The sequence below is a fragment of the Pseudarthrobacter lactosi genome (genome assembly GCF_055412785.1).
Genome location: NZ_JBVAYS010000001.1, coordinates 134,211 through 156,771 on the forward strand (window position 1 = coordinate 134,211; position 22,561 = coordinate 156,771).

A 22,561-nucleotide genomic window follows, 5' to 3' on the forward strand; every position below is an offset into this window, starting at 1 on the left:
GTCTCCTCGGGCGCTTCCGCAGCGGTTTCCCAAGGGGCCGCCGCGCAACTGAGCATGCCGCCGGCGCCCGCCTTTGGCCGGCGGTCCATCGCTGACGTCCTCACCAGCGCGGCCGCAAGCCTCGGTGTAGAGGGTTTCACTAACACCCTGGGCCTTCCGCCTGCGTCTCGCGTCTGCGTGGTCCTGGCTGACGGCCTGGGACGGAACCTGCTGAAACAGAAGTCCGCCCACACCCCGTTCCTGCGCTCCGTTATGCAGTCCGGTCAGGGGGAAGTTCCGGTATGGCTGGACTCCACGTTCCCCTCAACCACGGCCGCTGCCCTGGCCAGCTTCGGCACGGGCCTCCCGCCAGGCCAGCACGGGATGGTGGGCTACGACGTCCTGGACCCGGACCAGGACAAGGTGGTCAACATGCTCGGCAACTGGGATGCCAAGGTGGACCCCGCTCAGTGGCAGCCGTTCCCTACCGTCCTCGAACGGGCCGCCGAATCCGTTAATGTGACCACCGTCAGCCTGCCGCAGTTCGGCGACTCGCCCATGACCCAGGCGGCCCTCCGCGGCGGGAATTTCATCCCGGGGGTGACTGCCCACGCCCGCACGGCTGCTGCCGCTGAAGCCATGGATATCGCCGGAAAGTCCCTGATGTACTTCTACGTCAACGAACTGGATAAGGCAGGCCACCGGCACGGCTGCCAGTCTGAACAGTGGGAACACCAGCTCGAAGAGCTCGACGCAACCGTCAAACGGCTCCACGCCTCGCTTCCGGCCGGGACCACAGTGCTGCTCACGGCGGACCATGGGATGCTCGACGTCCCCGAACAGCAGCGGATCGACTTCTCCGCGGACGCGTCGCTAATTGACGGTGTGCGGCATACAGCAGGGGAGCCCCGGATGGTCCACCTCTACCTTGAGGATCCTGCGGACACCGCAGGCCGGGAGCGCTTGTTGGGCGCGTGGCGTGCCCGTTTCGGCGACAGGATCTGGGCCTTCACCCGGGAGGATGCCATCGCCGCCGGACTGTTCGGAAACCTGCGCCCCGCCGTCGGGCCCCGGATTGGCGACATCATGATTGCCGCGCGAGATGCCCTGGCGCTCTACGACACCCGCCGCGGGCGCCCCGCCGCCATGGAAGTGGTGGGCCAGCACGGCTCGCTGACGAAAGCGGAGCGCGAAGTACCGCTGCTGTGTTTTGCGGCCGAAGGCAGGCCACGGCGACGCTGAGGCGTCAGTCCCGCTTGGTCCCGAAGACGATCTCGTCCCAGCTGGGAACAGTGGACCGCTTCGGTTTCGCGGGCTGCCGTTCAGGCTGGTCCGCGTCATGGTCGTGGTGCTGGCCGGATCCTGCGTCATCGGGGCCGGCCGTGTAGGCTGCCCGGCGCGGGCTTCCGCCGCCCAGCAGTTCGTCAAGGCCAACGTTCGGCGCGGGACGCCCCGAACCGGACTCGCCGGGGGCACCCTGTCCTGCAGGACGGAGCGGGGACGCCACAATGGTGATTTCCCTCGTGTCGGTGCTGACGCCGTCGTGCAGTTTCAGGACGTCATCATCGTCAGAGTCCCGGTGCGGCGGAATGAGGCTCAGCCGGGACAACATTGACGGCCGGGCGTCGCGCTTGCGGGTGAGGGGATCTGGAGTGGCGGCAGGCGCGGCGTCGTCCGTCGCGCTGGACTCGGCGGGAGCTGCCTCGCGGATTTCGGGCTCGCGATATTTCTGGTCCCTGGATTCCGGTTCCGGGACTACCTCCGAAGGGCGTGGATGGGCGGCCGGCACACCGTGGGTCAGTAGCAGTGCCAGAGCGTCGTCCGCGTCTTCGTCGACTCCAAGACGCTGGCCGCGGCGTGAACGGAGCATATCGAGGAGACCGTCGGATTCCCTGGCCGGCGGGACGGCTTGCGGACCGGCCGAATTGCGGGCGGCCGCAGCTTCCGCATCGGTTTCAAAGTCGAATGGCCGGTCCGAGACTGCAGTGAGGCGGCGGGCCGGGACGGGACCGTCCAGCGGCTCCAGTTCACTGAGCTGCTGAGCCCAGCGGTTGGCGTTCTGCAGCGACTTGCGGACCGGACTGAACGTCCATTGGGCAGGCGGGTCCTCGCCGATGCCGGCGGTGCCGTCCCTTTTGGTTTCAAAACGGGCCACCACGGTCCAGTTGCCGTCCTGCCGACGCCAGGAATCCCATTCCACCGTGGAAGGCTCAACCCCGTGGGCTGAGAGCCGGTGGTTGACCATTTCCTGGAGGGACGCCGGGTTGTCGCCAAAAACGGAGCGGTAGGTGTCATGGCCGGGGGAGGGCGAAGCGACTTCGACCTTCCGGGCCTGCTGCGCGACATACTCCCGCTCGGCAAGGACAGGGCCCTCATACCGCTCTACTTTTGCGAGGGGCAGCCCGGAAAGCTCAGCGACGTCCGCTGCGGTGGCGCCGCTGCGGATCCGTGCCTGGATGTCCCGCGGGGACATGGCAATGGGCGCGGCCGCGGAAGCGGTCTTCGCCGAAGACCGGCTGGCCGCCCGCAGTGCTTCATCGACTGGCAGCTGGAACATCTCGCCGCCGGCACCGCTCAACAGGAGATGCTCCCCGTCGTCGTGTACGCCTACAAGCCGTAGATCCTGCATACAAATCCTCCACCCTGGCATTACTATCAATCGAAACTCTGCCACTCACCGGCACCTATTTGGGTTAGGAGCGAGGGCGCGCCGCGATATTCCGGCACTTTCGGACATCGTTGCGGCCGGCGGCACGCGTTTCAGGAGTACTGGCCGTCCGGACCCGCGCGGAAGTCTGGATATTGGTACCTGTCCGGCGAAAGTTGCGCCCCCCCGCGCGGGGCGCAGACCGCACCGAGGAGACGCTGGAGAATCTGGAAACCCGGCGATCTGAGAACCCGACGGCCGCTACGACTGCAAGGAGTGCGAGGGCCAATCTTGGGCGCTTCTTTCCGCTGGGGTGCCTGTTTCCGCCGGGGTGCCTATTTCCGCGAAAGCGCGGCTGTGAGTTCCTCGGGCCGCTTGGACGACGTCAGCCAATAGGGGGTCCGGTCTGACGGGTCGGTAATTTCTATCCGCACCACCGGGTCGATCCAGCCGCGGATGCACAGGTAGGCGAGGCCGTTGAGTCGGGTGCCGCGCTGGGCCGTGGCGTCCTTGCCGCGAAACGCGGCCACTTCACCAACATGGCGGCGCTCGATCGTGGCACGTCCTACCGTCACCGCGTCACTGGTGACAATGATGGCTGGGGTGGAGAGCACCAGCAGGACAGCCATGATCGTGAACAGGACGCCGGCGGCCGTGTAGCCGGCAGCCATGCTGATCGGGGCGAAAACGAGGATCCCGGCACCGGAGATCCCCGCCGCGATAACCCAGATCCATACGTTCGGCCACAGCCTCTCCCGGAAAACTGCCGGGGTGCCGGCAGAGGGGGCGTCAGGGGTGGGCGCGGTGGAGCTGGATTCGGGCATGCCAACAGCTTTCCACCTTTGGCTGGCTATTTCATCTTGGGCCCACCCTGCCTCGGCCTGCCGTCCCACTGAAGCTAGGACGGAACTGCGGCTGGGCGTTAGAGTGAGTGACTGTGACTGACGAACTTGCCACTGTTGAAACCGTTCCTGCCAATGAGCTGTCCGGCTCTGCGCCGGATACAGCCGCAGCCTACGGGGCCCCGACGCTGCAGGTGCAGCTGAAAATGCTCGACGCCGGGCTGGAGGCACCGTCCTATGCCCACCCTGGCGATGCCGGGGCTGACCTGCGGGCCCGCGAAGATGTGGTCCTGGAGCCGGGGGAGCGGAAGCTGGTGGCGACGGGCGTTTCCATCGCACTGCCGGACGGCTTTGTTGCCCTGATCCACCCGCGCTCCGGACTGGCCACGAAGCACGGGCTGACCATCGTCAATGCGCCGGGCACCGTGGACGCCGGTTATCGCGGGGAGATTTCGGTGACCCTCCTCAACACCGATTCCGGGAACGCCATCGAGCTCCGGCGCGGCGATAGAATTGCACAGATGGTGATCCAGCGGGTGGAATATGCGCAGTTTGTCCCCGTCAACGAATTGAGTGAATCGGTGCGGGGAGCCGGCGGATTCGGTTCCACCGGCGGCTTCACCCCGCCAAACGCCTGACACCCGCCGATGACGGCAACCAGCGGTGGTTGCCCGTGGCAGCTACGACTTCCGACGGGACCTCCGGGCCGGCGAGTCACTTTCACAACTAAGGAGACAAACCCCATGGTTTTTGGGCTCGGCAGGAAATCCAAGAAGGACCAATCGGCCAGCCCGGACGAATCCCAGGCTTCGGCGGAATCAACGGATTCCGCTGAGATGGCCTCGGCGGACGCCGGGCGTCGGGCCGCAGGCCCCTTTGATGTTTCCGAGGTGTCCAGCCGCGACGGCTACGTCGACCTCGGTGCGCTGCTGATCGCCCCGAGCGAGGGGCTCCAGCTTCGGCTCGAAGTTGAGGAAGCCACGCAGCGCGTGGTCGCGGTGACAATGGACCTGAACGGCTCCAGCCTTCAGCTGCAGGCGTTCGCTGCGCCCAAGACCGAGGGACTGTGGGACGAAATCCGCGAACAGATCGGTCAGTCCGTGGGAAGCCAGGGCGGACAGGTTGAAGAAGTCCAGGGTGGCTTCGGAACCGAACTGATCGCCAAACTGCCTGCCGGTGCGCAGGACGGCAGCCAGGGCTACCGGGTGGCGCGCTTCATCGGCATCGACGGTCCCCGATGGTTCCTGCGTGGCGTCCTGGGCGGCCCGGCAGCGATGGAGCGCGAGGCTGCGGCACCGCTTGAGTCCCTGTTCCGCCAGATTGTGGTTATCCGGGGTGACAGCCCCATGCCGCCCCGGGACCTGCTGCAGCTGCGCCTGCCCAAGGACGCCAGCGTCACCCCGCCGCCTGGTGCCCCGGAATTTAATGCCCTCGAGTTCAAGGGCCCCGAACGTGGTCCGGAAACCACCCAGATTGGCTGATTCCCGCCAAGGTCCTGCGGAGTCCTCCCCGGTCGGGGGGATGCAGGTCAGCAGGCTGCCGAAACGGGGGAGGGTGGTGTGCCACGGGCACATCGAATCGGTCACCTACATGCCCGCGGACCAGAACGCGGCCTTCACCGCCATCGTCTCGGACCCCGACTTTCGCCAGTCCGGCGCCAAACCGGCCCAAGGAAAGGGCAGCCGCCTGCGTGTTGTTTGGCTGGGGCGGCGCAAGGTGCCGGGCATCGAAGCCGGGACCGAAGTCCGCCTTGAGGGCATGCTGTCCCAAAGCCACGGCCTGCCCACCATGTTCAATCCCCGCTATGAAATACTTTCCCGCCAGGAGCACGAATGACCTCGCCCCAGCAGCCCGAGCCTGCCAACCAGCCCGAGCCGTCCGCCGTGAAGGGTCTCGCTGAGGGCTATGCGGCCAAGGCCGGCCTGCACCGCACCCATGACGGCCGGATCGATGTCCTCAAAAGCGCTGGCGGACTGCAGGGCATCGCCGAGAGCATTGTCCCCGGCCTGGTTTTCCTGATCGCGTTCACTGTCACCCGGGACCTGACACCGTCGCTGGTGGCCGCGCTGGCCTCCGCCGCAGCTTTTACGGTGGTGCGCCTCGTCCAGCGGCGCCCGCTGACCCAGGCCCTCGCCGGAGTGGTGGGGGTGGCCATCTCGGCCTGGCTCGCCAACACCACGGGCAAGGCCGAGGATTTCTACCTCCCGGGCTTCTTCACCAACACTGCCTACATCGTTGCCATGGTCATTTCCATCGCGATCAAGTGGCCGGTGGCCGGCCTGCTGTTCGGGATCATCCGCAACGAAGGGTTGGACTGGCGCAAGGACCCTGCGCGGCTTAAGGCGTACCGCCTGGGCACGTGGATCATCGTGGCGGTCCTGGTACTTCGGCTGATCGTCCAGGTTCCCCTGTACCTCATGGGCGAGGACGGACTGGCCGCCTTGGCCACCACCCGCCTGATCATGGGGGCGCCGCTGTACATCCTTGGCGTCTGGATCGCTTGGCTTGTCACCCGGCCCGTACCGGCCGACGCAACGGCCCCGCCGTCGGATCAGCCATCGAAGCCGTCGTCTTCTGACGCCTGAGTTTCGGCAGGCTGCACGCCTTCGGACTCACCGGCGCGCTCCTCCTCCGACTCCTCTGCTGATTCGGGCGAGAGCAGCGCACGCAACTCGTCCTCTGCCGCGATGGTGGTGACGAAAAACAGTTCGTCGCCGCCATCAATGACATCGTCACGGCTGGGAGTGATGGGCGCGTGGTCCCGGAGGATTGCCACCAGCGTGGCGTCCTCGGGCCAGTGGATGCCGCCCACCGTCAGTCCGATGACGTGGGAATCGTGCGGGACCGTGAACTCCACCAGTGAGGCGACGCCGGTCTGCAGCGTCAGGAGCCGGACCAGGTCGCCGATCTCCACCGCTTCCTCCACAAGCGCCGTCATCAGCTGGGGGGTGTTGACGGCGACGTCCACGCCCCAGGAGTCGTTGAACATCCAGTCGTTCTTGGGGTTGTTGACCCGGCCCACTGTGCGGCCCACCCCGAATTCGGTCTTGGCCAGGAGCGAGACCACCAGGTTCACCTTGTCATCGCCCGTGGCTGAAACAACGACGTCGGCATCCTCCACTTTCGCTCCCTGCAGGGTGCTGAGCTCGCAGGCGTCGCCCACCAGCCAATGCGCGCCGCGCAGCCCGCTGCGGCCGATGACCTCAGGTTTGAGGTCGATCAGCAGGATTTCGTGCTTGTGGGCCAGCAGTTCCCGGGCGATCGATGACCCGACGCTGCCAGCGCCGACGATAACAACTTTCACTACAACTCCTTGGCAGGTGCTTTGGCCAGGATCTGGGCGACCTGGGAACTGCGGTCCACCGGCAGCATGGCATGGACGGTGTCGCCGTCCTGGTAGGAAGTCCCGGATTCGGGAAGCATGCCCTCGCCGAACCGCGTGAGGTATGCCACCCGGATATCGGCAGCCTTTTCGACCTCGCTGATCCGGTGGCCGATCCAGCTTGCATCCAGGTCCACTTCGGCGAGGACCAACCGCCCCGAAGGTTCACGGAAATCGCCGGCGAGGTGCTGCTCGGGCAGGATGCGGCGCAATACCTGGTCCGCGCTCCACCGGACGGCGGCAACGGTGGGGATGCCGAGCCGCTGATAGATCTCTGCGCGGCCAGGGTCGTAGATCCTGGCCACCACGTGGGGGACATGGAACGTTTCGCGCGCCACACGGGTGGCCAGGATATTGGAGTTATCACCGCTGGAAACGGCGGCGAAGGCGTAGGCCTCGGCCACGCCGGCCTGCTGGAGGGTGTCCCGGTCGAAGCCCACCCCGGTGACTTTGCGTCCGGTGAAGCCCTGCCGAAGCCGGCGGAACGCACGGTCGTCCTGGTCGATGATGGCGACGGAATGACCGGCGTCCTCCAGCGTATGCGCCAGGGTGGCCCCCACCCGGCCACATCCCATGATCACGAAATGCGCCACCGTGTCTCCCTAACTTCCGTAGCCTGTTGCTGCTCCTAGAACTCTACCGGCAGCGCACGTGCTCCAGCCGCCCGGACGCCGTCATGACATGGGCGGGGAATCAGACTAGCTTTGTGGAGTGCTGACAATATTGAATGCCGTGAAACGGGTCCTGGTGGGCAGGCCCTTCAGGAATGACAGGCTCGCCCATACGCTGCTTCCCAAACGGATTGCACTTCCGGTCTTCGCTTCCGACGCACTGTCCTCGGTGGCCTACGCGCCCGACGAAATCCTGCTCACCCTGGCCCTGGCCGGCGTGAGTGCAGTGGCCTTTTCGCCGTGGGTGGGCCTGGCCGTCATGGTGGTCCTCCTCACGGTGGTGGCGTCCTACCGGCAGAACGTCCACGCTTACCCTTCCGGCGGCGGAGACTACGAGATCGCCAACGAAAACCTCGGCAAGTTTTCCGGGCTGACTGTGGCCTCGGCGCTCCTGGTGGACTACGTCCTGACGGTGGCCGTCTCCATGTCCTCCGCGGCCACCTACCTCACCACGGCTGTGCCTGCCCTGCATGGGCAACAGGCCCTGTTCGCCACCATCGGCGTCGTGATCCTTGCCCTTGTCAACCTCCGCGGCATCAAGGAGGCCGGCAGTGTTTTCGCCGTGCCCACCTACATTTTTATGGCGGCGATCCTCGGCATGACAGCGGTGGGCATCTTCCAGGCCGCCACCGGCCAGCTGGGCGAAGCGCCGTCGGCGGCCTTCGAGATTGTGCCGGCACCCGGTTTCGATGAAGGGCTGGTGGGCCTGGCCGGTGCCTTCCTCCTGTTGCGGGCGTTCTCGTCCGGCGCCGCTGCCCTGACGGGAGTAGAAGCCATCAGCAACGGCGTGCCCAACTTCAAGGTGCCCAAGAGCAAAAACGCGGCCACAACACTGCTGCTGCTCGGCGTCATAGGAGCCACAATGCTGGCGGGCATTATGTACCTCGCCAACGCCACCAAGGTCCACATCGTGCTGGACCCGGCCACGGAATTCCTGAAGGACGGGCTGCCGCTGCCCGAGGGCTATATCCAGAGCCCGGCCATCAGCCAGATCGCGCAGACCGTATTCGGGCCGGGGTCCATCGCCTTCTTCATCGTGGTGGCCGCCACGGGTGTGATCCTGGTGTTTGCCTCGAACACCGCCTTCAACGGCTTTCCCGTACTCGGTTCCATCCTCGCCCAGGACGGCTACCTGCCGCGCCAGCTGCGGACCAGGGGGGACCGCCTGGCGTTCAGCAACGGTGTCCTGGCCCTGGCCGCCGGTGCGCTGGTGCTGATCCTCGCGTTCAACGCCGATGTCACCAAACTGATCCAGCTCTACATCGTGGGCGTCTTTATCTCCTTCACCCTCAGCCAACTGGGCATGATCCGGCACTGGGGGAGGCACCTCAAACTCGCCAAGGACAAAGCCACCCGACGCCGGATGGTGAAGTCCCGCACCATCAATACCATCGGGTTCGGCATGACGGCCCTCGTGCTGGTGATTGTCCTGATCACGAAATTCCAGCAAGGCGCATGGATTGCCCTGCTGGCCATGCTGGTGCTGTTCCTGATCATGTGGAGCATCCGGGCGCACTATGACAATGTGGCCAAGGAGCTGGCCGTGGACGAGGATTCGTCGCCGCGGGCCCTGCCCACCAGGGTGCACGCGGTACTGTTGGTATCCCACGTGCGCAAGCCTGTGTTGCGCGCCCTGGCCTACGCACGGGCCTCGCGGCCGTCGCGGCTGGACGCCATCACGGTGGACATCGACGCAACGGAAACCGCGCAGACGGTTGCCGACTGGGAAAAGCTGGAAATCCCCGTGCCGCTGACCGTGCTCGCCAGCCCCTACCGCGAAACCATTACACCCATCATGGAATACGTAAAGAACATGCGCCGTGATTCCCCCCGCGACCTGATCGTGGTCTACATCCCCGAATACGTGGTCGGTAAGTGGTGGGAACAGCTGGTTCACAACCAGACAGCGCTGCGCATCAAAACCCGGCTGCACTTCGAACCTGGCGTGATGGTGGCCAGTGTCCCGTGGCAGTTGAAATCGTCCGAAGAAGCCAAAAACATGCAGGATATCCGATGAACCCCCAGACCCAGGCCCACTCCGCAGCTGCCACGCCAGCCCCCACCGAACTGGTGCTCGACGTCGGTCCGGTGGCGCACGGCGGCCATTGCGTGGCCCGCCACGAGGGCAGGGTGATCTTTGTCCGGCACGGCATCCCCGGCGAAAAAGTACGCGTCCGCCTCACTGACGCGGGGGAGTCGGCCAAGTTCTGGCGCGCCGACGTTGTTGAGGTGCTCGAGGCCTCCCCGGACCGGGTGGAGCACTTCTGGCGTCCGGCGGACTCCCTCCGCGCCTGGGCCCACGGGCATCCGCCGGTGGGCGGCGCCGAATTTGGCCACATCTCACTGACCCGCCAGCGCGCGCTCAAGTCGGCGGTACTGGCCGAACAGCTTCAGCGGCTCGCCGCCGTCGAACGCTTGCCCGGTGGACATGGCCATGGCCATGGCCATGACACAGTAAACCTCGTTGAGGCTGTGGACCGGAGCGGGGCGGATTCCGGCCAGGGGACGGAGTCAACGTACGACGCCGGCACTGGCCTGGGGTGGCGGACGCGCGCCAGCTTTTCGGTGACCCCGGGCGGCAAGCTTGGCATGCATGCGCACCGATCCGACCACATTATTGCTGTCCGGGAGATGCCGCTCGCAACGGAGGGCATCAACAGGCTGCGCTTGTGGGACCTCGACCTGACAGGCATCGAACGCGTGGAGGTGGCGGCGCCGTCGAACGGTTCACGCCCGCTGGTACTGCTGGCTCCTGCTCCGGGAACCAAGCCCAAGCGGCTCAGCGCCATCGCGGCCCAGCTTCCGGACGACGTTTCGGTGGCCACTTTCGACCCCCTGACCGGGGAGGTCGCGCAGCTGAAGGGCCGGACCTGGGTCCAGGAGACCGCGGCCGGCCACGACTACCGCGTCAGCGGCGCAGGTTTCTGGCAGATCCACCGCGACGCGCCCGGGACGCTTGTGGGGGCCATCACAGAATTTCTCCACACCGGCGGATTCCTGGAGCCGGGTTCCGTAGTGGCGGACCTCTACGCAGGCGCCGGGCTGTTCACCGCTCCGCTGGCCGACGCCGTGGGGGAGACCGGGTCAGTTCTCTCGGTCGAAGGTGCGCCGGGAGCCAGCCGGGACGCCCGCAAGAACCTTCACGGTGCGCCGCAGGTGGAGATCGAGCACGGCCGGGTGGAACGAGTCCTCCGCCAAAAGCCGCGGAATTTCGACGCCATCGTGCTGGATCCGCCCCGGGCCGGCGCCGGGAAGCCCGTGGTCAGCCAGCTGATCGCGGCCGGCCCCCGCGCTATCGCCTACGTATCCTGTGATCCGGCATCGTTTGCCCGGGATGTGGGGTACTTCCAGCAGGCAGGCTGGTCCCTGGCGGGCCTGCGGGCCTTCGATCTCTATCCGCACACCCACCACTTGGAGACGGTGGCCTTGCTGACGCCGGGTCCATGATGCTACTAGGATGGCGGTAGTAATCCCACGTCGCGCACCGTGTTAACGGTTGAGTATTCACGGCTGACCTCCTGCATTTTTTGTGGCCAGCACTAATTAGGCCTGCCTAACTAGAAAGCGGTCTACCGCGCGACAAAGATGAAACTGTTGCGAGAGGAGTCCTGCGATGAGCACAGTGGACAGCTTCGGTTCAAAAGGCAAACTTAATGTAGCCGGAACCGAATACGAAATTTTCCGGTTGAACTCCGTTGAAGGTGCAGAAAACCTTCCGTTCAGCCTCAAGGTATTGCTTGAAAACCTGTTGAGGACCGAGGACGGCGCGAACATCACGGCCGATCACGTGCGTGCCTTGGCTGGCTGGGATCCCAATGCCCAGCCCGATACAGAAATCCAGTTCACGCCTGCCCGCGTGATCATGCAGGACTTCACCGGCGTCCCCTGCGTGGTGGACCTGGCGACAATGCGTGAAGCGGTCAAGGAACTCGGCGGCGACCCCAAGCGGGTCAACCCCCTCGCTCCGGCGGAAATGGTCATTGACCACTCCGTGCAGATCGACGCTTTCGGTAACTCCGGCGCACTGGAGCGCAACATGGAGATCGAATACCAGCGCAACGGCGAGCGTTACCAGTTCCTTCGTTGGGGCCAGACCGCATTCGATGACTTCAAGGTTGTTCCTCCGGGAACCGGCATTGTGCACCAGGTCAACATCGAGTACCTGGCGCGCACGGTCATGACCCGTGAAATCGACGGCGTTCTCCGGGCCTACCCGGATACCTGCGTCGGCACCGACTCGCACACCACCATGGTTAATGGCCTGGGTGTCCTGGGTTGGGGCGTTGGCGGCATCGAAGCCGAAGCGGCCATGCTGGGACAGCCTGTCTCGATGCTCATCCCGCGTGTTGTGGGCTTCAAGCTGACCGGGTCTATCCCGGCCGGCGCCACCGCCACGGACGTGGTGCTGACCATCACCGAGCAGCTGCGCAAGCACGGTGTTGTGGGCAAGTTCGTCGAGTTCTACGGCGAAGGCGTCGCGGCTGTGCCGCTGGCCAACCGCGCCACCATCGGCAACATGAGCCCGGAATTCGGCTCCACCGCCGCAATGTTCCCCATCGACGACGTCACATTGGACTACCTGCGCCTCACCGGCCGCTCGGACGAAAATGTGGCACTCGTGGAGTCCTACGCCAAGGAACAGGGCCTCTGGCACGATGCTTCCCGCGAGATCAAGTTCTCCGAGTACCTCGAGCTGGACCTGTCCACGGTTGTTCCCTCCATCTCCGGCCCCAAGCGTCCCCAGGACCGCATTGAGCTGACGGATGCCAAGGAACAGTTCCGCAAGGACATCCACAACTACGTCGCCATCGAAGACGGCAGTGTGGACGAGTCCCTGGACGAATCCTTCCCGGCATCGGACGCTCCGTCGTTCACGCACGCCGACTCGCACACCACCGAAACCGGCCGTGTTGTCTCCGCAGCGAACGGCGCCCACGGGCGTCCGTCCAACCCGGTGCACATCAAGACTGAAGACGGCCGCGAATTCGAACTGGACCACGGAGCGGTATCCATCGCCTCGATCACGTCCTGCACCAACACGTCCAACCCCTCGGTGATGCTGGCCGCAGCGCTGCTGGCCCGCAACGCCGTCGACAAGGGCCTGACCTCGAAGCCGTGGGTCAAGACCTCCGTGGCTCCCGGGTCCAAGGTTGTCACCGACTACTACAACAAGTCGGGCCTCACCCCGTACTTGGAGAAGCTCGGCTTCTACATCGTGGGCTACGGCTGCGCCACCTGCATCGGCAACTCCGGCCCGCTGGACGCCGAAATCTCCGAGGCCATCCAGGCCAACGACCTTTCCGTCACAGCGGTGCTTTCCGGTAACCGCAACTTCGAAGGCCGGATCAACCCGGACGTGAAGATGAACTACCTGGCCTCCCCGCCGCTGGTCATCGCTTACGCCCTGGCTGGTTCCATGGACTTCGACTTCGACACCGATTCCCTGGGCAAGGACGAAGCCGGCAACGACGTCTTCCTGAAGGACATCTGGCCCAACCCGGTTGAGGTCCAGCAGGTCATCGATTCCTCGATCGACAAGGACATGTTCGCCCGCGGCTACGAGGGCGTCTTTGAGGGCGACGCGCGCTGGAAGGCGCTCGACACCCCGGCCGGCGACACCTTCGCCTGGGATCCGAACTCCACCTACGTCCGGAAGCCCCCGTACTTCGATGGCATCAAGGCGCAGCCGGAACCCGTCCAGGACATCTCCGGCGCACGCGTGCTGCTGAAGCTGGGCGATTCGGTCACCACCGACCACATCTCCCCGGCCGGTTCCTTCAAGTCGGACACCCCCGCCGGCCAGTACCTGCTGGCCAACGGTGTGGAGCGCAAGGACTTCAACTCCTACGGCTCACGCCGTGGCAACCACGAAGTCATGATCCGCGGCACCTTCGCGAACATCCGCATCAAGAACCAGATCCTGGACGGCGTCGAAGGTGGCTTCACCCGCGACTTCACCCAGGCTGACGGCCCGCAGGCATATGTCTACGACGCCGCCCAGAACTACCAGGCAGCCGGCACGCCGCTGGTGGTCCTGGCAGGCAAGGAATACGGTTCCGGATCCTCGCGTGACTGGGCAGCGAAGGGCACCGCCCTCCTGGGCGTCAAGGCCGTCGTCGCCGAGAGCTACGAGCGTATCCACCGCTCCAACCTGATCGGCATGGGCGTCCTGCCCCTGCAGTTTCCGGCGGGAGAATCCGCAGCCACCCTGGGCCTGACCGGCACGGAAACCTTCGCGGTTGAGGGCGTCACTGCCCTGAACGAAGGCACCACGCCCAAGACCCTCAAGGTCACCGCCACAGCAGAAGACGGCTCCGCCAAGTCCTTCGATGCAGTACTCCGCATCGATACTCCGGGCGAAGCCGACTACTACCGCAACGGCGGCATCCTGCAGTACGTCCTGCGCCAGATCTCCGCTAACTAGCCGGAATCTGAACCCACGCAGCACTCCTTCGAAGCCCCGGCCGGTCACCGACCAGCCGGGGCTTCGGCTTTGCATTTTCCGCGAGGCGTTAGAGTTAACAGGCACGTCTACCACCCGAAGGAGGGGTCATTGGGAATCTTGGACACCATCCGGAATCCGCAGGACCTGAACCAGCTGACACAAGAGCAGCTCGAACAGCTGGCCGCTGAGGTCAGGAGTTTCCTGATCACCAACGTCTCCCAGACAGGTGGACACCTCGGCCCCAACCTCGGCGTTGTGGAACTGACCCTGGCCGTGCACCGCATCTTCGACTCGCCCCGGGACAGCATCGTGTTCGATACGGGCCACCAGTCCTACGTGCACAAGCTCCTCACCGGCCGCCAGGACTTCAGTACCCTGCGACAGCAGGGCGGAATGTCCGGCTACCCGTCCCGCGCCGAGTCCGAGCACGACATTGTGGAAAGCTCCCACGCGTCCTCCTCCCTGTCCTGGGCGGACGGCATCTCCCGCGCCAGGCAGCTGACCGGGGAAGGCGACCGCTACACCGTCGCAGTTGTGGGCGACGGCGCCCTGACCGGCGGCATGGCCTGGGAAGCCATCAACAACATTGCGGCGGACAAGCGCCGCCGCGTGGTGATCGTTGTCAACGACAACGGCCGCTCCTACGCCCCCACGGTGGGCGGCTTCGCGGACTATCTGGCCTCATTGCGTCCCACCATCGACTCGTTCCGCGCAGCCCCTGCCTATGAGGGCACGCTGGACTGGTGGAAGAAGAAGCTTCAGAACGGCGGCCCCGTCGGCCAGTTCACTTACAAGAGCCTGCATGCCATGAAAAAGGGCATCAAGGACTGGTGGGCACCGCAGGGCATGTTCGAAGACCTCGGCATGAAGTACATCGGCCCGGTTGACGGCCACAACCTGCAGGCCATGGAGCACGCACTGTCCACAGCCAGGAACTATGCCGGCCCGGTGATTGTCCACGCCATGACCGAAAAAGGCCACGGCTACGCGCCCGCCCGGGCCCATGAAGCGGACCAGTTCCACGCCGTCGGTATCATCGATCCGGAGACGGGCGAACCGACGGGAGTTTCCGGGGCACAGTCCTGGACGTCCGTTTTTGCCGACGAGATCGCGAAGATCGCCGATGAACGCCCCGACATTGTGGGCATCACCGGGGCCATGCTCATTCCCGTGGGCCTGCACAAGTTCGCGGCCAAGCACCCGGACCGGGTGATCGACGTCGGCATCGCCGAGCAGCATGCGCTGACGTCCGCCGCAGGCATGGCGTTCGGCGGGCTCCACCCAGTGGTGGCCGTGTATGCCACCTTCCTGAATCGCGCCTTTGACCAGCTCCTGATGGACGTGGCACTGCACAAAGCCGGTGTCACCATCGTCCTGGACCGTGCCGGCGTCACCGGCCCGGACGGCGCCAGCCACCATGGCATGTGGGACATGGCCATGGTCCAGATTGTGCCCGGACTCCACCTCGCGGCACCCCGCGACGCCTCCCGCCTGCGCGAAGAACTCCGCGAGGCCGTGGCCATCGGCGATGCCCCCACCGTGGTGCGCTTCTCCAAGGGCACCGTGGGCGCCGAAGTGGAGGCCATCGAACGGCTGGGCGACGGCGTTGACGTGCTGGCCCGCCGGCCGGCCGGGTCCACCGAAAACGACGTCCTGATCGTCAGCGTCGGAGCCATGTCCGAACTGGCGCTCGACGTCTCCAACCGACTGGGCGCCCAAGGCATCAGCACCACCGTGGTGGACCCGCGCTGGGTGTTGCCCGTACGGAGTTCCATCATTGCGCTGGCCTCCCACCACCGGCTGGTCATCTGCATCGAGGACGGCGTCAGGGCAGGCGGCGTCGGATCGCGCATCCGCCAGGAAATGCGCGCAGCCGGCGTTGACACCGCGCTGAACGAGGTGGGGCTTCCTGCAGAGTTCCTGGACCACGGCACGCGGAGCCAGGTGCTGGAACGCGTCGGGCTGACGGCCCAGCAGATCACGCACGACGTCGTCGCCCAGGTTCTGGGCACAAAGGTCCCCTTCGCGCGCCCCCTGCCAGGCCAGGAGCACCCCACCACCGGCAGCCTGCCCATCCTGTGAGGGAAGAAGACGCACTGAAGTATCCGGCCGCCGTCGGGGATTCACACCCGGCGCGGCATACCAGCACTACCCGCGTCCCCGCGGGACTGCAGCCAGGCCAGCTGGTGGTGGCCCGGAACCGGAAATGGAACGGGAAAGCCCACTGGGTGGTCCCGGGACGGTACCTCGGCGAGGACCGGCACGGCTGGTGGATTTTCCAGGGAACCAACGAATTCTGTTCGCGCCCCGGCGCTGCCTTCTACACCGCGTCCGACGCCGTGCTCCTGGTGCCGCGGTCCGGAGACTGGGTGGCCACGTTCTACGACGACGCCCATCCCAGCGGGGTCAGGGTCTACGTTGACCTCGCCGTCGCCCACGAGTGGACGGACATCCGGCCGGCGGTCACCGAGTTCCATGTGATCGACATGGACCTGGACGTGATCCGCATGGCCGGCCGGGGTGTCTTCATCGATGACCAGGACGAGTTCGCCGAGCACCGCGTCGCCATGAATTACCCGGATCGGCTGGTGGATGACATCCAGGCAGCCGCGGATGAGCTATATCAGGCCGTCAAGGCACAGCACGCACCATTCGACGGAACAGACGTTGAATGGTTCACGAAGGGACGGTCATGAGCGGAATCATCAGGGTCTACAAACGGGACGACGAAGGAACACTGCACTTCCGTGAAGGCTGGTTCGACGAGGACTACAGCCAGTTTGTGATGAACTACGGCGTGGTGGGGCACCAGAGCAAAACCGAAGAGACCGATGTGGCCGATGCCGCCGCGGTGGAGGGCCTCATGGACGCCTTTGCCGTGCAGTGCGCGGAGGACGGCTTCGCCGAGATCCCCGACGAGGACCAGTTCTGGGTGGTGGCCCAGTTTGCCCTGAAAACCAAGCAGGGCACCGACCGTGACCGCTACCTTGAGGAAAAAGCGAAAGACGCCATCATCAGCCACCTGGCCTGGCGTGGCCTCGGGACCGTGGAACGCTCGGAGTTCAGCGACTACAAACTGAACATCTTCTGCCTCTGCCCCGACGTGAACAAGGCCGTCAGCGCCATCAAGGTCTGCAGCCGCGGCGAAGATCTCGACTTCACCAAGCTGAGCATCGGGGCAGCCTCCTACGGCGAACCGGACAACTTCAAGCTCAAGCACTCCGCGAAGCCTGCCAACACCTTCAGCCTCTAGAGGGGACAACATGCCTGACTACCGACGCCTGGGAAACTCCGGGCTGACCGTCTCCGTCGTGGGGCTCGGCTGCAACAACCTGGGCCGCGCCAACACGGTGACCGAATCGCAGGCAGGGACTGACGCCGTCGTCCATGCCGCCCTCGACGCCGGGGTGACGCTTTTCGACGTCGCCGACAACTACGGGCGCGAGCCCGGACTCAGCGAGACGATGCTCGGCAAGGCGCTGGCCGGCAAGCGGGACGACGCGGTGGTAGCCACCAAATTCGGCATGGATGTCCGGGGTGCCAACGGCAATGACTTCGGAGCCAGAGGGTCCCGCCGCTACATTGTGCGTGCGGTGGAGGCCTCGCTGCGGCGGCTGGGCACGGACTGGATCGACCTTTACCAATTCCACACGCCGGACTCCCTGACCCCCATCGAGGAGACGCTGGGCGCCCTCGATGACCTGGTCACGAGCGGAAAGGTCCGCTACATCGGACACTCCAACCGCGCCGGCTGGCAGATTGCCGAGGCCGAATTTGTGGCGCGGGCCGCCGGCGGCACGCGGTTCATCTCCACCCAGAACCACTACAACCTCCTGGACCGGCGCGCGGAGCAGGAGGTCACGCCGGCAGCCGAGGCGTACGGTATCGGGGTCCTGCCCTATTTCCCGCTGGCCAATGGCCTGCTGACGGGCAAGTATTCGCCGGGCGCGGCTCCCGCCGGCTCGAGGTTGAGCCATACACGCACCCACATGGTGCACGACGCCGACTGGGACCAGCTCCAGCGCTTCAGTTCCTTCGCCGCAGAACGCGACCTGACCGAGATCCAGGTGGCCTTCTCCTGGCTCGCGGCCCAGCCTGCCGTCAGCAGCGTGATCGCCGGGGCCACCAGGCCGGAGCAGATCCGCGAAAATGCGGCCGCCGTCGCCTGGGTGCCTTCGCCCGCGGAGCTCGCGGAACTGGATGCGATCTTCCCGAAGGTCCCCCAAGTGGCGCTCTTCTAGGAACCCCGCCGATGACCAGGCTGCTGCTGGACGTGGATACCGGGATCGACGATGCCCTGGCCCTGGCGTATCTGGCGTCCTTGCCGGAGGTGGAATTCGTGGCCGTGACGGCGTCCCCGGGAAACGTGGCTGCCCACCAGGTGGCGAGCAACACCCTCGCGCTGCTGGAGCTGTGCGGCCGGCCCAACGTGGAAGTCGCCGTCGGCGCCCTGGCCCCACTGGGCATCCCGCTGGTGACAACGCCGGAAACCCACGGCCCGCAGGGCATTGGCCACGCCGTCCTGCCGCCGCCGTCGGGCACGGTGTCGGCACGGCACGCCGCCGACGTCTGGGTGGACGCCGGCCACGCCCACCCGGGGGAGCTGACAGCCCTGATCACGGCACCACTCACCAATTTCGCCCTCGCCATCCGGCGCGAACCGCGGCTGCCCGAACTGCTGGGCAAGGTGGTCATCATGGGCGGCAGCTTCTACCACCAGGGGAACACCACCCCCACCGCCGAATGGAACACACACGTTGATCCGCAGGCGGCCAAGGAAGTCTATGCGGCCTACCGCGGGTTGCCCATGGACCGCCTGCCCATCGTCTGCTCCCTGGACACCACCGAGCGGATGGAGATGCGCCCGGAGCATGTGCGGCGGCTGGCCGCGGCGGCAGGCTGCGCCGTGGAGGAACTCGTGCTGCAGGAACAGGCCGAAGGGCTCAGGAGCACGTCCGATAACACCCTGGTGCGGCACCTGTCCGATGCGCTGCGCTTCTACTTCGAATTCCACCGGCGCTATGACCAGGGCTACCTGGCGCACGTCCACGACTACTTCGCCGCCGGCGTGGCAGCCGGCACCCTGGAATACAGCACCCGGCCGGCCACGGTGGACGTGGAGGTTGAGTCGGCCATGCTGATGGGGACCACCGTGGCGGACTACCGGAACCTGTGGAACCGGCCGCACAATGCCCGGATCGTCTCCGACAACAACCCGGCGCAGGCGTTCGACGAACTGGTGGGTTCCCTCGGGCGCCTTGCCCGCAGGGTCGGCTAAGACCCAGCCTTACAGCGGCGCGTCTTCGGGCACCTCAACGTCTAGGGCAAGCAGGGCGTTCTCCACCACCTCGGTCAGGGCCGGGTGGATCCAGTAAGGACCCCGCGCGAGCTGGTGGACAGACACGTTCGTGACAATCGCCTGGACCAGCGGCTGGATCAGGAGCGAGGCCTCGTGGCCCATGATGTGCGCGCCGAGCAGCCGGCCGGTGGACCGTTCCGCCACAAGCTTGACCACACCCTCTTCGTCCTCCATGGCCCAGCCGTAGGCAGTGGAGCCGTAGTCCTGGACTGCTGTGACAACGTCCGCCCCTGCTGCGGCCTGCCGGGCATCATGCTCGGTCAGGCCCACGGAGGCCACCTGCGGATTGCTGAACACCGCAAACGGCACGGCCGTGTAATCGATGGTCCGGGGCCGGTCCGGGTGTTCCAGGTTGTGCGCCACCACCCGGGCCTCCCGGTTCGCGACGTGCTTGAGCTGGTAGCTGTTGGCGATGTCGCCCAGGGCATAAACGCCGTCAACGGGCCTGCCGCCGGCAAGGACCCTGAGGTTCGCGTCCACGGACAGGGTGTGGTCCCCGTCCAGGTCAAAGCCGGCGGCGTCCACACCCAGCCGGTCCGTGTTCGGCACCCGCCCGGTGGCCATCAGAACGATGTCTGCCGCGACCCGCAGCTGCTTGCCGTCGCCGTCCGCGAATACCACGGTGACGCTGCCGTCGCCGTTGTCCTCCACCGCCTGGAGCGAGTAGCCAAGCTTGAGCTTCCAGCGGCCGGCCGCGGCTGCGGCGAAGCGCCCGGCGATTTCGGCGTCGTTTCCGCGCAGCAGCCGCTGCGAACGGTTCACCTGGGTCACCTCGGCGCCGAAACCGTGGAACACGGCAGCGAACTCGGCGGCGATGTACCCGCCGCCAACCACCACCACCCGTTCGGGCGGACCATCGATGCGCATCACGGTGTCCGAGGTATGCACCTGCGGCAGGCCGATCCCGGGCACATCGGGGAGCACAGCCCGGGAACCCGCGGCCACCACTACCCGGTCCGCGGTGAGCTCCACGCCGGAATCAGTGCTGAGGGTCCGGGGCCCGGTGAACCGGACGTGCTCCTGGTATAGGTCAACATGGGCCAGTTCATCGGCCCGGTACCGCCGGCCGGACTCGGAAATCGCGTCGATCCGGCCAAAGATCCTGTCCCGCAGCTCATTCCAGCGCACCTTGTTTAGGCTCAGGTCCACGCCCAGCCGGGCGGCTTCCCTGGGTGCGGCGGCCAACGAGGCCGGGTAGACCAACATCTTGGTGGGGATGCAGCCGACGTTCAGGCACGTGCCGCCGAACACGCCGCCGTCGATCATGGCCACCTTCCTGTCGTCCCAGAACGGGGTGATCAGCGAATTGCCGGATCCGGATCCGATGATGGCCAGGTCGTAGTGGGGCATTTGTGCCTTTCGTGATGTCCAGGCGGGCAGGCGGCGGTTGACGGGCCCACTCCACATCGTACGACCGGACGGCTGCCCGCGGCATCATGGTGGTTTCCCACATGATGGCGGGGCTGCCCAAGGACGGGCATGGCGTGCGAATTTCGGCCGGTAGACTGGGCCGCGGACCCGGGCCAGCGCAGACGCCCCCGGCTGCCGCCGAGGTGACATAGGCGGCGTTCCGCACCGCCCGGTCAGTTCCGGGCGGCAGAGCCTGCATCCCCAGAAGGAAAGCCATGTCATCGCCCTCCCTCACACTGCCGCCACAATTGCCAGCCACGGCGCGCAACCGCCGACTGCTGGAAATCCTCGGAGCGGTGGCCATTGCCGGCACGTACGTCTACCTGGTCCTGAACCAGCCTGCGGACATCACTGGCGGCCCGGGGAGCGCCTCGGCCCTGATCGCCCTGTCCGGCTTCCTCGTGGGCGCCGTGCTGCTGATCGTCGGCGTCCTGCCCACGCTGCCAGTGTCCACGCTGGTGCTGATTCCGGTTGCATTGGTTCTGAATATTGTCCTGGGCCAGTTCGTCGGAAGCACGTTGGTCCCGTTCTACCTTGATGCCATCGGCACTGTCCTGATCGCTGTTCTGGCCGGACCGGCTGCTGGAGCAGCCACGGGCGCCCTCAGCAGCATCGTCTGGTCATTCTTCAACCCGACGGTCCTGCCGTTCGCCGCCGGTGCAGCCCTGATCGGCTTCCTGGCCGGCATCGCCGCACGCCACGGCCTGTTCCGGCGCTTCTACCTGGCACCGGTGGCGGGCTTCGTGGCCGGCATCATCGGAGGTGTGGTCTCAGCTCCCGTTGCCGCGTTCGTCTTCGGCGGCACCTCCGGCCTGGCCACCGGGGCCATTGTCAGCGCCTTCCGCTCCATGGGTGACACCCTCCTGGCGGCAATCACCAAACAGGCCCTGATCTCGGACCCCATGGACAAGGCCATCGTCTTCACCCTCGTAGCCGTCCTCGTGTACGCGTTGCCGCGCCGCACCCGCCTGCAGTTCCCCTTTGTCCGGCAGTACCGCGTGCTCGCGGGAACAGCCATCAGCCAGCCCACCGACGAGTCCAGCCGCCATTCCACCAGCCAGGACGCCTGACCCACCCCCGATGCGCCTTCACCCCTTCACCTCACTGGCCGTTGCGGGCAGCACAGCAGTTATCACAACGGCGGCCGCCAGCTGGCCGCTGTCCCTCACCGTGATCGCCGCGGCCGCGGGATTGTCGGTCGCCGGGGGAGCGGCGCGCCGGATGCTGCCGGCCGCGGCGGTCATCCTGGTTCCGCTGGTGCTGTCGCTGCTTGCCCTGCATGGACTGTTCTTTCCTGAGGGCACCACCGTGCTGGCGGAGTGGGGACCGGCGCGCGTCACAGCCCAAGGCCTGCAGTTTGCGCTCGAGCGGGCGGCTCAGCTTTCCGCAGCAGTGCTCGTGCTGCTGCTGTATTCCTTCATTGTCAGCGTTCCGGACCTGGTGGCTGCCCTGTCCACCCGCGGCGTCCACGCGCGGTTCGGATTCGTGGTTGCGTCCACTCTGACGCTGCTGCCGGCCATCAGCTCCAGGCTGGGGCGGATCCGGCAGGCCCAGGAAGCCCGTGGCCTGGTGATCAGGCCCGGAATTCCGGGGCGGGCTGCCGCGTTCCGGTGGCAGGCGGTACCCCTGATGCTGTCCCTCCTGGAGGAAGCCGGCACCCGCGCGGCTGCCCTGCAAGCGCGAGGTTTCGGTAGTGCCGGTCCAACCACCAGTTACCGTCAGGTGCAGGATTCTCCGGTGCAGCGGTGGGTGCGCCTGCTCCTGCTGCTCGCGGCGCTGGCGGCCATCGCCGCCCGCCTTTGGCAGCCGACGGCGGGTGCCTAGCA

At 66.1% G+C, this 22,561-nt stretch carries 20 protein-coding genes; 15 read left to right on the plus strand and 5 right to left on the minus strand.

What is annotated here, in order from left to right; genetic code table 11:
* Positions 1-54 precede the first annotated feature (54 nt).
* Entirely contained in the window at positions 55-1,221 is a 1,167-nt protein-coding gene (locus tag ACZY0Q_RS00575) for an alkaline phosphatase family protein (RefSeq protein WP_463916198.1), read from the plus strand.
* Positions 1,222-1,225: 4 nt separating this feature from the next.
* Here the strand turns inward: ACZY0Q_RS00575 and sepH are convergent, their stop codons facing one another.
* Together sepH and ACZY0Q_RS00585 are read right to left on the minus strand one after the other, a co-directional pair.
* Entirely contained in the window at positions 1,226-2,608 is a 1,383-nt protein-coding gene (sepH, locus tag ACZY0Q_RS00580; protein WP_463913411.1) for a septation protein SepH, read from the minus strand.
* 353 nt (positions 2,609-2,961) lie between these two features.
* Entirely contained in the window at positions 2,962-3,450 is a 489-nt protein-coding gene (locus ACZY0Q_RS00585) for a DUF3093 domain-containing protein (protein ID WP_463913414.1), read from the minus strand.
* 113 nt (positions 3,451-3,563) lie between these two features.
* Here ACZY0Q_RS00585 and dut point away from each other — a divergent pair, with 113 nt between their 5' ends.
* The 4 genes from dut to ACZY0Q_RS00605 all read left to right on the plus strand — a co-directional run bounded on the left by dut (position 3,564) and on the right by ACZY0Q_RS00605 (position 6,053).
* Positions 3,564-4,106, plus strand: coding sequence for a dUTP diphosphatase (gene dut / locus ACZY0Q_RS00590; RefSeq protein WP_463913417.1), 543 nt, complete (start codon positions 3,564-3,566; stop codon positions 4,104-4,106).
* 105 nt (positions 4,107-4,211) lie between these two features.
* Positions 4,212-4,949 (plus strand): DUF3710 domain-containing protein, encoded by a 738-nt coding sequence (locus tag ACZY0Q_RS00595; RefSeq protein ID WP_463913420.1) that lies wholly within the window; start codon positions 4,212-4,214, stop codon positions 4,947-4,949.
* Positions 4,942-5,304: a single stranded DNA-binding domain-containing protein gene (locus tag ACZY0Q_RS00600; protein ID WP_463913422.1), complete on the plus strand. Its 363-nt coding sequence runs from the start codon at positions 4,942-4,944 to the stop codon at positions 5,302-5,304. The genes ACZY0Q_RS00595 and ACZY0Q_RS00600 overlap by 8 nt, the downstream gene beginning before the upstream one ends.
* The gene (locus tag ACZY0Q_RS00605) at positions 5,301-6,053 is read left to right on the plus strand and encodes a DUF3159 domain-containing protein (protein WP_463913424.1); all 753 of its coding nucleotides are present in this window, start codon (positions 5,301-5,303) and stop codon (positions 6,051-6,053) included. Before ACZY0Q_RS00600 ends, ACZY0Q_RS00605 begins: the two co-directional genes overlap by 4 nt.
* On the opposite strand, the gene ACZY0Q_RS00610 is transcribed toward ACZY0Q_RS00605, so the two are convergent.
* Both ACZY0Q_RS00610 and ACZY0Q_RS00615 read right to left on the minus strand, forming a co-directional pair.
* Entirely contained in the window at positions 6,020-6,772 is a 753-nt protein-coding gene (locus tag ACZY0Q_RS00610) for a potassium channel family protein (protein ID WP_463913427.1), read from the minus strand. The genes ACZY0Q_RS00605 and ACZY0Q_RS00610 overlap by 34 nt on opposite strands.
* The gene (locus ACZY0Q_RS00615) at positions 6,772-7,443 is read right to left on the minus strand and encodes a potassium channel family protein (protein WP_463913429.1); all 672 of its coding nucleotides are present in this window, start codon (positions 7,441-7,443) and stop codon (positions 6,772-6,774) included. Before ACZY0Q_RS00615 ends, ACZY0Q_RS00610 begins: the two co-directional genes overlap by 1 nt.
* Positions 7,444-7,561: 118 nt before the next feature.
* On the opposite strand from ACZY0Q_RS00615, the gene ACZY0Q_RS00620 reads away from it, so the two are divergent.
* The 8 genes from ACZY0Q_RS00620 to ACZY0Q_RS00655 all read left to right on the plus strand — a co-directional run bounded on the left by ACZY0Q_RS00620 (position 7,562) and on the right by ACZY0Q_RS00655 (position 19,244).
* The gene (locus ACZY0Q_RS00620) at positions 7,562-9,538 is read left to right on the plus strand and encodes an APC family permease (RefSeq protein WP_463913432.1); all 1,977 of its coding nucleotides are present in this window, start codon (positions 7,562-7,564) and stop codon (positions 9,536-9,538) included.
* Positions 9,535-10,968 (plus strand): class I SAM-dependent RNA methyltransferase, encoded by a 1,434-nt coding sequence (locus tag ACZY0Q_RS00625; protein WP_463913435.1) that lies wholly within the window; start codon positions 9,535-9,537, stop codon positions 10,966-10,968. The genes ACZY0Q_RS00620 and ACZY0Q_RS00625 overlap by 4 nt, the downstream gene beginning before the upstream one ends.
* Positions 10,969-11,134: 166 nt before the next feature.
* Positions 11,135-13,945, plus strand: a complete 2,811-nt coding sequence (gene acnA, locus ACZY0Q_RS00630) for an aconitate hydratase AcnA (protein ID WP_463913437.1) — start codon at positions 11,135-11,137, stop codon at positions 13,943-13,945.
* Positions 13,946-14,074: 129 nt separating this feature from the next.
* Positions 14,075-16,048: a 1-deoxy-D-xylulose-5-phosphate synthase gene (dxs, locus tag ACZY0Q_RS00635; protein WP_463913439.1), complete on the plus strand. Its 1,974-nt coding sequence runs from the start codon at positions 14,075-14,077 to the stop codon at positions 16,046-16,048.
* Positions 16,045-16,662, plus strand: coding sequence for a DUF402 domain-containing protein (locus tag ACZY0Q_RS00640; protein ID WP_463913442.1), 618 nt, complete (start codon positions 16,045-16,047; stop codon positions 16,660-16,662). Before dxs ends, ACZY0Q_RS00640 begins: the two co-directional genes overlap by 4 nt.
* Positions 16,659-17,219 carry a hypothetical protein gene (locus ACZY0Q_RS00645; protein WP_463913445.1) on the plus strand — a complete coding sequence of 187 codons (561 nt, stop codon included), beginning with the start codon at positions 16,659-16,661 and terminating at the stop codon, positions 17,217-17,219. Before ACZY0Q_RS00640 ends, ACZY0Q_RS00645 begins: the two co-directional genes overlap by 4 nt.
* Positions 17,220-17,229: 10 nt before the next feature.
* A complete protein-coding gene (locus ACZY0Q_RS00650) occupies positions 17,230-18,207 on the plus strand; it encodes an aldo/keto reductase (protein WP_463913448.1) in 978 nt (325 codons plus the stop codon).
* Between the two features lie 11 nt (positions 18,208-18,218).
* On the plus strand, positions 18,219-19,244 hold the full coding sequence (locus ACZY0Q_RS00655) for a nucleoside hydrolase (RefSeq protein ID WP_463913450.1): 1,026 nt from the start codon (positions 18,219-18,221) through the stop codon (positions 19,242-19,244).
* A gap of 9 nt (positions 19,245-19,253) precedes the next feature.
* Here ACZY0Q_RS00655 and ACZY0Q_RS00660 read toward each other — a convergent pair whose 3' ends face one another.
* Positions 19,254-20,675: a mycothione reductase gene (locus ACZY0Q_RS00660; protein WP_463913452.1), complete on the minus strand. Its 1,422-nt coding sequence runs from the start codon at positions 20,673-20,675 to the stop codon at positions 19,254-19,256.
* 275 nt (positions 20,676-20,950) lie between these two features.
* Here ACZY0Q_RS00660 and ACZY0Q_RS00665 point away from each other — a divergent pair, with 275 nt between their 5' ends.
* Both ACZY0Q_RS00665 and ACZY0Q_RS00670 read left to right on the plus strand, forming a co-directional pair.
* The gene (locus ACZY0Q_RS00665) at positions 20,951-21,805 is read left to right on the plus strand and encodes an ECF transporter S component (RefSeq protein ID WP_463913455.1); all 855 of its coding nucleotides are present in this window, start codon (positions 20,951-20,953) and stop codon (positions 21,803-21,805) included.
* Between the two features lie 10 nt (positions 21,806-21,815).
* Positions 21,816-22,559 carry an energy-coupling factor transporter transmembrane component T gene (locus tag ACZY0Q_RS00670; RefSeq protein ID WP_463913458.1) on the plus strand — a complete coding sequence of 248 codons (744 nt, stop codon included), beginning with the start codon at positions 21,816-21,818 and terminating at the stop codon, positions 22,557-22,559.
* Positions 22,560-22,561 lie beyond the last annotated feature (2 nt).